The 12,813-nt window shown below is 69.4% G+C and carries 8 protein-coding genes; all 8 read left to right on the top strand.

Annotated features, from left to right (window positions below; genetic code table 11):
- Positions 1-35: 35 nt before the first annotated feature.
- The 8 genes from E3O44_RS15710 (at position 36) to E3O44_RS15675 (ending at position 12,799) form a co-directional block, all read left to right on the top strand.
- Positions 36-1,337, top strand: a complete 1,302-nt coding sequence (locus E3O44_RS15710) for an ABC transporter substrate-binding protein (RefSeq protein ID WP_134535721.1) — start codon at positions 36-38, stop codon at positions 1,335-1,337.
- 3 nt (positions 1,338-1,340) lie between these two features.
- Positions 1,341-2,288 carry a carbohydrate ABC transporter permease gene (locus E3O44_RS15705; RefSeq protein ID WP_134535720.1) on the top strand — a complete coding sequence of 316 codons (948 nt, stop codon included), beginning with the start codon at positions 1,341-1,343 and terminating at the stop codon, positions 2,286-2,288.
- Complete coding sequence (locus tag E3O44_RS15700; RefSeq protein ID WP_241976375.1) at positions 2,285-3,178, top strand: carbohydrate ABC transporter permease; 894 nt, start codon at positions 2,285-2,287, stop codon at positions 3,176-3,178. Before E3O44_RS15705 ends, E3O44_RS15700 begins: the two co-directional genes overlap by 4 nt.
- Before the next feature lie 76 nt (positions 3,179-3,254).
- Positions 3,255-6,554, top strand: a complete 3,300-nt coding sequence (locus E3O44_RS15695; RefSeq protein WP_134535719.1) for a DUF5107 domain-containing protein — start codon at positions 3,255-3,257, stop codon at positions 6,552-6,554.
- Complete coding sequence (locus tag E3O44_RS15690) at positions 6,551-8,845, top strand: beta-galactosidase (RefSeq protein ID WP_241976374.1); 2,295 nt, start codon at positions 6,551-6,553, stop codon at positions 8,843-8,845. Before E3O44_RS15695 ends, E3O44_RS15690 begins: the two co-directional genes overlap by 4 nt.
- Positions 8,842-9,807, top strand: coding sequence for an aldose 1-epimerase family protein (locus E3O44_RS15685; RefSeq protein ID WP_166792682.1), 966 nt, complete (start codon positions 8,842-8,844; stop codon positions 9,805-9,807). The genes E3O44_RS15690 and E3O44_RS15685 overlap by 4 nt, the downstream gene beginning before the upstream one ends.
- 126 nt (positions 9,808-9,933) lie before the next feature.
- Positions 9,934-11,895: a family 43 glycosylhydrolase gene (locus E3O44_RS15680; protein ID WP_198415967.1), complete on the top strand. Its 1,962-nt coding sequence runs from the start codon at positions 9,934-9,936 to the stop codon at positions 11,893-11,895.
- 40 nt (positions 11,896-11,935) lie between these two features.
- The gene (locus E3O44_RS15675; protein WP_134535716.1) at positions 11,936-12,799 is read left to right on the top strand and encodes an AraC family transcriptional regulator; all 864 of its coding nucleotides are present in this window, start codon (positions 11,936-11,938) and stop codon (positions 12,797-12,799) included.
- Positions 12,800-12,813: the final 14 nt, after the last annotated feature.

Raw genomic sequence — 12,813 nt, 5'->3', positions numbered from 1 at the left:
GACGTAACCACTACAACGACGTAAGGAACACGAGAGTGAAGAAATCACAGGCTCTGGCTGGCGCATTGACCGTCAGCGCAGTACTGGCCCTTCTCACGGGATGCGGTGCCGCGGGCACCACTGCCAGTGCCGGGCCGGTCACGATCGACTACATGGGCTGGGTGCCGAAGGCAGACAAGGCCGTGGACATCTGGAACAAGGCGCACCCCGAGACCCAGGTCAAGTATTCGCCCGTCTCGAACGGCCAGGATGCCTACCCGAAGATCCGCTCGTCCGTGCAGGCCGGGAACGCGGGCTGCCTCGCCCAGCTGACCCTCGACCAGGTGCCGAGCTTCGTCGCCGACGGCATGCTCATGGACGTCACCCAGTACACCGGCGACGTCAAGGACACCTTCCTCGACTGGACCTGGTCGCAGGTGAGCCCCGGCGGCCAGACCTACGCGATCCCGCAGGACACCGGCCCCATGGCGATGTACTACCGCACCGACCTGTTCGAGAAGTTCGGCATCACCGTGCCGAAGACCTGGGACGAGTTCGCCACGGCCGCGAAGACCGTGCACGCCGCCGACCCGTCCGTGTCGCTCGGCTACCTCGCCACTGATGACTCGAGCACTGTCGCCGCGTACGCGTGGCAGCGTGACTCCTCCTGGTTCGCCATCGACGGCGACAGCTGGAAGGTCGGAATCGACGACAGCGCGAGCGCCGCGTCGGCCACCTACTGGCAGGACCTGCTCGACTCCGGCGCCATCGCGACCACCAAGCGCTGGGATCCCGGGTTCTACAGCGAGCTGGCCAGCGGCAAGTACCTGACCATGATGGGCGGGGCCTGGAACACCGCCCTGATCGAAGCCAACGTGGGCGACACCGCCGGCAAGTGGGCGCTCGCCCCGATGCCCACCGTCAAGGGATCGACTGCCTCCGCCAACTCCGGCGGCTCCGCGGTCGCCGTGCTCAAGGGCTGCAAGTACCCCGAGCAGGCGGTCGCCTTCGCCACCTGGCTGAACTCCTCCGAGGACAGCCTGAACATCCTGTCCGCAGCGGATGGCGGCGGGCTCTACCCGGCGGCCACCAAGGCGCTCGACTACGCGGTCGTGAACAAGAAGGACAGCTTCTTCGGCGGTCAGAACCTGAACGACATCTTCCGCGAGTCGGCGAACAACGTGAACGTCGGCTGGGCCTGGGGCCCGACCTACTCCTCGACCGACACCACACTGACGGATGGCCTGGCCAAGGTCGCGACCAAGGGAACCACCCTGCCGGCCCTGATGACCTCGCTGCAGACATCCACCCTGAGCGACATGAAGGGGCGCGGGATCCAGGCAGCCGCCTCCCACTGACCCATGTCCACTGAAACGCTCACCACCCGCAGGGCTGGCACGGACTCCGTGCCCGCCCTGCGGCGGCGGCGCCCGAACCAGTTCGTGAGCGCCATCGTCATCTTCATCGTGCCGTTCGGCGCCCTCTTCCTCTTCGTCTACGTCGCGCCGATTCTCTACTCGATCGGGCAGAGCCTGTTCTCGATCCGGTCCAGCGGTCTCGGCTTCGGCGCACCGGTCACCACCTTCGTCGGAGTCGATAACTACACGAGGGCCCTCTCGAGCTCCGAGTTCTGGACGGCACTCGGCAGGATCCTGCTCTTCGGCGCCGGCCAGGTTCCGGTCATGCTGATCGGGGCGCTCGTGCTCGCGCTGCTCCTGGACTCCGCAGCGGCCCGCTGGGTCAGCGTCTACCGGGTGCTGTTCTTCCTGCCCTATGCGGTGCCCGGCGTGATCGCGGCCGTGCTGTGGGCGTACCTGTATTCGCCCTCACTGAGCCCGTTCGTCGCCTTCGGCAATTCGGTCGGCGTGCCGCTCGACTTCCTGTCTCCGGAGATCGTGCTCTGGTCGATGGCGAACATCACCACCTGGGTGTTCATGGGCTACAACATGCTGATCATGCTCTCGGCGCTGCAGGCCATCCCGCGGGACCAGTTCGAGGCTGCCCGCCTCGACGGCGCCTCCGAATGGCGCATCGCTCTCTCGATCAAGGTTCCCCAGGTGCGCCCGGCACTCGTGCTCACCGGGATCAACTCGATCATCGGCACCATCCAGCTGTTCAACGAACCGCAGGTGCTGCACGTCATCGCCAACTCGGTCGACAGCTCCTACGTGCCCACCATGCTCGCCATGGGCGCCGCATTCATCAAGAACGACTTCGGCTTCGCGGCCGCCGTCTCGGTGCTGCTCGCCATCGTCGCCGGTGTGATCTCGATCATCTACTACCGCATCGCAATGAGGAACCCAGAGTGACTCTCACCCGCACCAGACCCCAGAAAACCGAACGCTTCCAGAACGGCTCCGCCGAATTGCGGGTCAGCCGGTCGACCGCGATGGTCACCATGGGCGTGCTCACCCTGGCCGCCGTCTACTTCCTGATCCCGGTGTGGTGGCTCATCGTCTCCGCGACGAAAAGCAACACCGCGCTGTTCAGTTCCAACGGCTTCGGGTTCTCCGGCTTCAGCCTGTTCGATAACATCGTCGACGTCTTCACCAAGCAGGACGGGCTCTTCGGCCGGTGGCTGCTCAACTCGGTCCTCTACGCCGGAATCGGCGGACTCCTCGCCACCTTCCTCGGTGTCGCCTGCGGCTACGCCCTCGCGAAGTACAACTTCCGCGGACGTGGGGTCATCTTCGGCGCCATCCTCGGCGGCCTGCTCATCCCGAGTGCGCTGCTGACCGTGCCGCTCTACCTGATGTTCTCCCGCATCGGCCTCGTGAACACGGTGTGGGCGGTGCTGATCCCCGCGATCGTCAACCCCTTCGCGGTCTACCTCGGCCGCATCTACGCGGCCGCGAGTATGCCGGACGAGTTACTGGAGGCCGCCCGGCTCGACGGTGCCTCCGAGATCAGGATCTTCTTCAGCGTCGCCCTGCGGCTGATGTCGCCGGCCTTCGTCACCGTGTTCCTGTTCAGCTTCGTGTCCATCTGGAACAACTTCTTCCTGCCGCTGATCATGCTGAGCGACCAATCGCTGTACCCGGTCACCCTCGGCATCTTCAACTGGTACACCCAGACCCGCGAGGCGAACTACAACGTGGTCATCACCGGTTCGCTGCTGTCGGTCATCCCGCTCGTGATCGCCTTCCTCAGCCTGCAACGCTTCTGGCGGGCCGGGCTCTCCGCGGGCAGCGTGAAGTAGCCTCTCGCCCCCTCCGGGCCGCTCGCGGGCGGCCGATACTTCCACGTCATACTCAACACTCTCGAGGCTCACCTCCATGAACTCCCTTCCTTCGCACATCGAGCTGCCGAAGCCGCGCGCCGACCAGCAAGCCATTCTCGACGCCGGGGGCGTGGCCTGCTGGGCGGAAGACGTCGACATCCTCACCTATGAGCCCGGCGCACCCGACCGGTTCCCGATGTTCTTCGACCACCGGGTCTACCAGGGCTCCGACGGCAAGGTATACCCGCTGCCGTTCGTCGACCGGATCGAGAGCCGGCCCGTCGTGAAGGCCTGGCACGCCATCCACATCGAGAACCGCTGGGTGCGCTTGATGCTGCTTCCGGAACTCGGCGGACGCATCCACATCGGCTACGACAAGACCCGCGACTACGACTTCTTCTACCGCAACAACGTGATCAAACCCGCCCTCGTCGGTCTCGGTGGCCCCTGGGTCTCCGGCGGCGTCGAATTCAACTGGCCCCAGCACCACCGCCCGGGCACCTACCTGCCGGTGGAAACGTCGATCGAGCGCTCCGACGACGGTTCGGTAACGGTCTGGCACAGCGACCTCGACCCCCTGCAGCGGATGCGCGGCACCCACGGGGTCAGGCTTCGCCCGAGCGAGTCCAGTGTCGAGGTCACGGCACGCCTGTTCAACCGCACCGACGAGCAGCAGACGTTCCTCTGGTGGGCCAACGTCGCGGCCGCCGTGCACGCGGATTACCAGTCCTTCTTCCCGAGCGACGTGCGTTACGTCGCCGACCACGCCCGCCGCGCCATCACCGGCTTCCCGCGCGCCGACCGCCCCTACTACGGCGTCGACTACCCGGCACTGGCCGAGGAGCGCACGGATGCCGACCGGATCGACCTGTACTCCAACATCCCCGTTCCGACCTCCTATATGGTCACCGACACCGCCGACGAATTCTTCGGCGGCTACGACCACCGCGCCGGGGCCGGCTTCGTGCACTGGGCGGAACACGACATCGCGCCAGGCAAGAAGCAGTGGACCTGGGGCGACGGCTCCATCGGCCGCGCCTGGGACCGCCAGCTGACCGACGCCGACGGGCCGTACGTCGAGCTCATGGCCGGGGTTTTCACCGACAACCAACCCGACTTCAGCTACCTCGCACCGGGGGAGACCCGCGAGTTCTCCCAGTTCTGGTATCCGATCCAGGACATCGGTGCGGCCGACCAGGCCAGCCGCACCGCCGCGCTGAGCGTGACCGTCGACGACGGCCGGGTGAGCATCGGCGTGGCAAGCGCCCGGGAGGTCACCGTGGTCGTGCGCGTGGAACGCGACGACGCTGTGCTGCTGGAGCACACGGCCCCCGTCGGTCCCGGCCTTCCGATCCAGGTGCACGTCGATGTTCCCGGCTGCGCCAGCCGCGACGAACTCGTCGTGCGCGTCCTGCACGACAGCGCCGAATTGGTCGCCTGGCGCCGGCACACCCCGATCGTCGGTGAGCCCTGGCTCGCGACGGCGCCCGCAGCCCCCGGCGACCTCGACTCCGTCGACGAACTGCTGCTGACCGCCCAACACCTCATCCAGTACCGCCACCCCACCCACGCGGCCACGCCGTACCTCGAGCGGGTTCTCGAACTCGACCCCGCCGACTCCCGGGCCAACATCGCGCTCGCCGAAATCGCCCACGCCGCCGGCGACTACGAGCTCTCCCTCCGCCGCCTCGACGTGGCGGCGGCCCGGATCACCCGGCGCAACCTCAATCCGCGCTCCGGAGAACTCTTCTACCGGCGCAGCCTCAGCCTCGAACGCCTCGGGCGGTACGACGAGGCCGCCGCCGACTTCGTGAAGTCCACCTGGGACGGCGCATACGCCCTCGCCGGCGGACTCGGCGCCGCCCGGTCCCTGCTGAGGAGCGGCCAGATCGCGGCCGGCCTCGAGCACGCGACCGCCGCCGTCGCCACCGACCCGCGCAACACCACGGCCCAGGGGCTCCGCGTGCTCGCCCTGCGCCGACTCGGCCGGGCGGATGCCGCGGCTGCGGCCCTCGAGGACGCGCGCGCCGCCGATCCCCTCGACCCGTTCCTCAACGCCATCGCCGGCGACCTCGATGTCGTCGACTCTCGCACCTACCTGACGGTCGCCTACGAATTCGCCCGGGTCGGCGAGACGGATGCCGCACTCCAGTGGGCGTCCCGGGCCGCGCAGGAGGGCGCATCCGTCTTCGGAAATGCGGCCCCCGTGGCCCACTACCTCCGCGCCCAGCTGCTGGAGGGCCTCGGTCGCAGCGCAGAGGCCGCCGTGGAGCGGGACCGAGCGCGGGTCGTGGACCGATCGCTCGCCTTCCCCGCGGGCCTGGACGACGCCGACGTGCTCCGGAACGCCATCCGGCACGCTGAGTCGGTCGGCAGTGCAGACGGCGTCGCCCTCGGCCTGCTCGGCTCGTGGCTGATGGGCGCCCGGCTCGGCGCAGACGCGAGGGACGTGCTCGAATCCGCCGTCGCCGCCGGGCCGGACGACGCGGTGGTGCTGCGGAACACCGCCATCGCCGTCGTCAATGCCGGGGGAGATCTTGACAGGGCCGCCGGCCACCTCGACCGTGCGGTCGCCGTTGCCGGGCCGCTTCCCCGGCTCCTCTTCGAACGCGATCAGCTCGCCCGGCTGCGCGGCATCGCGAGCCTCGACCGGCTCGCGGTGCTCGAGAGCTGCGGCGCCGACCTCCTCGCCCGCGACGACCTCGCCCTGGCCTACGCCGAGCTGTTGCTCGACGCCGGCCGGACCACCGAAGCGGATGCGCTGCTCACCCAGCGCGAATTCCAGCCATTCGAGGGCGGTGAGGGCCAGGTGCTCGCCGCATTCGACCGGGCGAGCATCGCCGTGGCAGCACAGCTCGTGACGAGCGACCCCCGGGCCGCCGCCGCCCTACTCGACGCTGGGATCGAGCCGCCGCGGAACCTCGGAGAGGGAAGGCACCCGGCCGGTCCCCTCGCGGAGCGCCTCGTCGCCGCCGGCGACGCCCACCGCGCCGCCGGCGACGAGCCGGTCGCACGCGCGCGCTGGAAACAGGCACGCACCGCGGGGGGCCCGCTCGCCGTCGCCCCGCGACCCGCCCGCCTCGACGACTACTGGATCGGCGTGGCGCACCTGCGCCTCGGCGAACGCGCGGACGCGGACACGACGTGGGACGCGCTCGAGGCGACCGCAGACGCCCTCGGTGTCGCGGCATCCGCACCGGACTACTTCGCCACCTCACTGCCCCAGATGCTGCTCTTCTCCATCGACGACGTGATCGGCCGGCGCCAGGCGGCCGCCGCCCTGCTCGAGGCCGCCGAACGAGGCCGCGTGCTCTGCGGGGCAGCAGCACGACTCGACGAGGAGAAGACCGCATGACCGTGCCCGACCAGAGACTGACCGACCAGAGACTCCTCGCCGTGAACCAGGGCTGGCAGCGCGCAGAGACGCGGCCGGGAATGACCGTGACCGTCGACCCGCACGACCGGATCAGCCTGACCTCACGTCACCTCCTGCTCGACGGCGTGCCGTGGATTCCCGTCTCCGGCGAGATCCACTACTCCCGAGTGCCGCGCGCGAGCTGGCGCGAACGCTTGCTGCTGATGCGCTCCGGCGGAATCACGGTGGTGTCGAGCTACCTGATCTGGCTGCACCACGAGCCCGTTCAGGGCGAAGCGCGGTTCGACGGCGACCTCGACGTGGCCGCGTTCGTGCGGCTCTGCGGCGAACTCGGGCTCGCCGTCGTGCTCCGGATCGGCCCCTGGGTGCACGGCGAGGTGCGCAACGGCGGCTTCCCCGACTGGGTGCAGGCCGCCCCGGTCGAGCACCGCACGGATGACCCCGCCTACCTCGACCTCGTCCGCCCCTGGTTCGAGCGCCTCGGCACCGAACTCGCCGGCCTGTGCGGGCCGTCGAGCCCCGTGATCGGCATCCAGCTGGAGAACGAACTCTACGGCCGGCCTGGACACCTCAGCACCCTCAAGGCGATGGCCCGGGAGGCCGGCCTCACCGCCCCGCTCTATACCGCGACCGCGTGGGGAGGCGCGGAGCTTCCGCCAGGGGACGTGCTCCCGCTCTACTCGGGGTACGGCGACGGCTTCTGGGTGGACGCCGACGCGGGCTGGGACGACTCCTTCCGCCAGCACTTCTTCTTCTCCCACGACTGGGACGACGTCGGGGTGGGCGCCGACGTGCGCGGGATCGCGATCGGCGAGGTCCAGGCGCGCCCGCGCGACGAGTCCTTCCCCGCGGCGACGTGCGAGCTCGGCGGCGGAATGGCGACGACGTACCACCGTCGCATCGTGCCGACGGGCGAGACGATCGCGGCCGTGGCGAACGCCAAGGTCGGCAGCGGGTCGGCCTGGCAGGGCTACTACATGTACGCGGGCGGCCTCAACCCCCGGGGCCCCGAGCCGGTCCAGGAATCCCACGCGACGGGATACCCCAACGACCTGCCGGTGTACGACTACGACTTCCACGCCGCCGTCGGCGCGGCGGGTCAACTCTCCGCGAGCCACGCCCTGCTCCGTCAGCAGCACGCGTTCCTCGCGGCGTTCGGCGACCGGCTGGCCCGGATGCCGTCGAGCCTGCCCGAGATCGTGCCCACCGGGGTCGACGATGCCGCGACTCTCCGCTGGGCGCTCCGTGCCGACGGCGACAGCGGGTTCGTTTTCCTGAACTGGGCGCAACCGCACATCCCGCTGCCGACGCTCCATAACGTCCGGCTGGCCGTGCGACTCGCAAGTGGCACCGTCGAGCTCGGCTCCGAGCCGCTCGACATCGTTCCGGGCACCATCGCACGGTGGCCCGTCGGCCTCGACATCGGCGGCGCGCGGCTGCACTGGGCGACCGGGTCTGTGCTGACGATGCTCGACTCCGAGACCCTCGTCCTCGTCGCGGATGCCGGAGGGGACGTGGAGATCGCGATCGGCACCGAGCACGACGACGGCGTCACGGTGTACCGGGTTGACGGGGAGGCCGGCGGGAGGCTGACGATCGGGGAACCCGACGCCTCGGTCACGATCATCGTGATCGGCCGGCTCGACGCCGCCAGGGTCTGGGTGCTCGAGGAGGAACAACGGCGGCTGGTGCTCTGTGCCGACCCGCTCTGGACGGATGGCGCCGACCTGGTCGTGCGCGCATCCGCCCGGCCCCGGGTCACCGAGTGGTGGAACGACGGCTGGCACGACCTCGCGTTCACCCCGGTCGGGAGTGCGACCCGTCCGGCGTCGGTCACCCTCGTCCCGCTCCGGGCGGCGGGCGCCCCGCTCGCCGGCTACGGCACGTTCGACGGTCGCGCCTCGGCCCCCGGCGGACAGTACGTCGCCGACTTCGCCTCCGTGCACCGGCTGGTCGGCCTCGGCGAACCGGCCAGCGGATGCCGCCGCGAACTTCGGATCGACTGGGCGGGCGACGTCGCAGAGCTCCTGGTGGATGACGTCGTGGTCGCCGACCGGTTCTGGGACGGCACTCCCTGGGAGATCGACCTCGACACCATCGGCGGGGCCACCGGCTCCAGCGTCACCCTCCGGGTGCTGCCCCTCCATCGGGACTCGCCCGTGCGGGTCCCGGCGGACGCCGAGGACCGGCGCCGCTCGACATCGGGGGCGCTGCATGCCCTCGACGCGGTGACCCTGACCCGCACGACGACCTGGCACCATCCGCTGTGAGCCCCGGCGAGAGACGCCTCGGCGCGATCCCCCTCGACGCGCACGGGGTCACGGCCTCGATCGACCCGGTCGGCGCCGGACTCCGCTGCCTCGAGGTGAACGGTCGTGCGCTCATCGAGTCATACGGGCCGGGGCAGGCAGCCCGGGTCGGCGCCGGCGCACCCTTCGTCGCTGGCGCGACCCTGTTCCCCTGGCCGAACCGTGTGCGTGACGGCCGCTGGTCGTGGGCAGGCGTCGAGCAGCGGCTCGTCATCACCGAACCCGAACGCGCCACTGCGAACCACGGCCTCGTGCGCGACCGGGAATTCGAGCTGCTCTCCCGAGCCCCGGGGACCGTCGTGCTCGGTATCGAGGTGGGTCCCGACCCCGGGTTCCCCTTCGCGCTCAGCCTGATGGTCACATACACCCTGCTTCCGGACGGACTTCGGACCGAGTACGCCGTCGACAACCTCGGCAGCGAACCCGCGCCGTTCGCCCTCGGCGCGCACCCCTACCTGCGCGTGGGCGACGCCGGCGCGGACGACCTCGTGCTGCACATCGACGCCGGCACCGCGCTCGACCTGGACGACCGGTTCCTCCCGGTGGGCCGGCGACCGGTGCGGGGCACTATGGAGGACCCGGCCGGCCTCGCGCTCGCCGGGGTCGACCTGAACCACTGTTACGGCGACCTCGCGCCCGCGCCGGACGGGGGCTTCCGGCATCGGCTGCTCGGCCGGGACGGGGCCGGGGTGGAGCTCCGCACCGACGACCGGTTCGGCTGGGTGCAGGTGTACACGGCCGACGAGTTCCAGCGCGCCGGCGGTGCGGCACGCGCGGTCGCGATCGAGCCGATGACCGCACCACCCGACGCGCTGAACTCCGGCGACGGCCTCACAACCCTGCAACCGGGGGAGTCGTGGCGGGCCGCGTGGTCGCTCCATACCGTGGCCGCCCGGGCCGGATCGTCCATGTCCACGGCTTGATCGGCCATGGGCTCCGGGTGAGCCGGCCGCTAGAAAGAGAGAGCGCCCCTTTTCGGGGGCCGGACAATGTCGTCACGGGAAAGGGATTCATTCGTGTCATCTGCACGACGAAAGAACATAATCCGAGTGGTCGGGCCCACCATCCTCGCTCTCACAGCGAGCCTCCTGCTGCCTCTCTCGGCGGCAGCGTCACCCGCTGCCGAAGCCTTGCCGGGCCCCACGCCGAGCACCGCACTGTCCACCAGCGCTGCTCCGATCGCCGCTCCCGAGAGCGGCCTCAACGCCATCCACAACGACCGGTTCTGGTATGACACCGCCGGGAACCCGATCTACTCGCAGGGCGGCGGCGTCTTCCGCTTCGGTGACACCTACTACTGGTACGGGGTGCGTTACACCGGATCGGAAAGCTACTTCACCAACCCGACCAAGATCTACGGCAACACGGCCAGGGACGTGAAGTTCGTCGCCATCACCGCATACTCCTCTCACGACCTCGTGAACTGGACCTTCGAAGGCAACGTAGCCACTCCCGAGACCGCCCTAGCGATCCCGGCGTCCCAGGACGTCTCCTCCAACTACTTCTCGCGCATGACGAGCCTGAACGACGCGTCGTGGCTCGGCCGGCTCGGCGTGGTCTACAACGAGAACACCGGGAAGTATGTGCTCCTCACTCAGATGGAGACATCATTCGACCCGGTGCGCGACACCAATGCCGCCGTGCTCTCCCTGGAGAGCGACACCCCGACCGGCCCGTTCCACTACGCGAACCTCCAGACGAAGATTCAGAACACGCCGGTGCAGGGCACGGGAGACCAGACCGTATTCACCGATGACGACGGAACCGACTACCTGGTCTTCTCGAGCCGCAACGGCCGCAAGTACTCCTACGTCAGCAAGATCTCCGACGCGGACTCCCTCAGCGTGGAGCCCGCAGTGCAGGTCGGCTACGTCGGTGCCGGACGCGAGGGCAACGCCATGTTCAAACTCGACGGCCGCTACTACATCGCCACCTCGGACCTCCACGGCTGGAATTCATCGGTGACGCATGTGATCTCCTCATCGTCCGCGGACATCCAGGGGGCGTACTCGGCCGAATACACCCTGCCCGGAACCGAGAAGGACTACAGCCACGTGACCCAGACCGGGTTCTTCGTGACGGTCAAGGGCACAACCCGCGACACGGTCATCTACGCGGGCGACCGGTGGGCGGACTTCGCCTGGAACGGTCTCGGCTACAACCAGTGGCTGCCGCTCTCCGCCGGACCCGCCGGGCTCAACTTCGAATCGTTGAGCGAGTGGAATCTCAACGCGACAACCGGCGAATGGACGGTCGGCAGCGGCAACAACTACGTGCTCAATCCGGACTTCGCCGCCGATCGCGTCGCGGTGACCCAGGTGACCGGGTGGACCACGACGGTCGATCCGGGATCGGCCACGAGCCAGTTCGTGACCAACCCCTCCCCGGGCGGCAATGCGACCCGCTTCGCCCTGCGCCTCGGCAGCGCCGGCGCCTTCTCCGGTTCGGTATCGCAACAGGTCACGGTCCCGGCCGGGGTCTACGGGTTCGCGCTCTCGTCGACCACGACCGACGGTCTCGACCATGCGCGGGTCAGGATCGCCGGCGCAGCGGGCGAGGACTACGTGCTCGACCTCGGCGAGACAGCCGGAGGCTGGTCGAGGCATGCGCTCGAGAACCTCAGGCTCGCGGCGGGAACGGTGACGGTGAGTATCGAGGCCGGCAGTGCCGGCGCCGGCCGGTCCGTGACCGTCGACGGCCTGTCGCTCACCCCGGTGGACTCCCCGGTGTGGGAGCCGGAATCTCGCTATCGGGGCGGCGACCGGGTGACGTTCGCCGGATCGCTGTGGACGGCGACCTGGTCCACGACCGGCCAGACACCCGGCGACCCGAATGGCTCGTGGCAGGAGACGCTGGCCGGGTCGAACGGCACAGCGGTGTGGACGCCGAGCAGGATCTTCGTGGCCGGTGATGTCGTGGCGAGTGCCGGCATCCGCTACACGGCGAAATGGTGGACCCGGAACCAGGCGCCGGGAGACCCGTACGGTCCCTGGGCGCCGCAGGCCGGATAGCGCATATGGACGGAGTGACGGAATCTGCGAGTATGAGCAGATGAAGCTGGTCGAGGGTTTCCGTAACGAGCGGATGTGCGTGGTCCCGCGCCCGCTCGTTGACGAGATCCTCGCCCGGCCCGTCACCCGGAGGCTCGTCGTGACGGACGCCGGCCTCTTTCCGGAGGCCAGGAACCACGAACGGTTCCGGCCTTCCGGATCTCCGGAGACCATTCTTCTGGCGTGCACGGCGGGGTCCGGGTGGGTGGAACTCGGCGGCGTGCGCACGGGCGTCGGCAGTGGGTCGGTGGTGCTCATTCCCGGCGGGGTCCCGCACCGGTACGCCTCCTCGGACTCGAATCCCTGGACGATCTGGTGGTGCCATCTGCGGGGAACCGACGCCGCCGAGCTGGTCGAAGCCACGGGAGCGACCGTGGAACGGCCCGTGCTGCCGATGCACAACATCGAACGGTGCGTGGCCCTGATCGATGAGATCATCACCGCCCTGGAACGCGACCTGTTGCCCGCCCGCATGATCGGGGCATCCGGAATCGCCTGGCAGTTGCTCACCCGGATCGCCCTGGACCGGGCGCTGCCCGAGCGCGGCGACCCCCTGCAGCGGGCGATGGCGTACCTGTCCGAACGGCTCGACAGCGCGGTGAAGGTCTCGGAACTGGCCTCAATGGTGGGGGTCTCCGCCTCGCACCTGGGCGCGATGTTCCGCACGGCCACGGGCGGCGGCGTGCTCGCCCACCACACCGCACTGCGGATGTCGCGGGCGCGGCAACTGCTCGACACCAGTTCGCTCGGCATCGCGCAGATCGCGCACGCCGTCGGATACCAGGACGCGCTCTACTTCTCGCGGCAGTTCCATCGCACGCACGGGGTCAGCCCGAGCGAGTACCGCGCCCACCGCAAGGGCTGAGGCGACTCAGGCGA

The organism is Cryobacterium algoricola (genome assembly GCF_004402485.1).
GTDB lineage: Bacteria > Actinomycetota > Actinomycetes > Actinomycetales > Microbacteriaceae > Cryobacterium > Cryobacterium algoricola.
The sequence above is the reverse complement of the archived record's forward strand: the minus strand, read 5'-3'. Positions and strand labels throughout refer to the sequence as shown.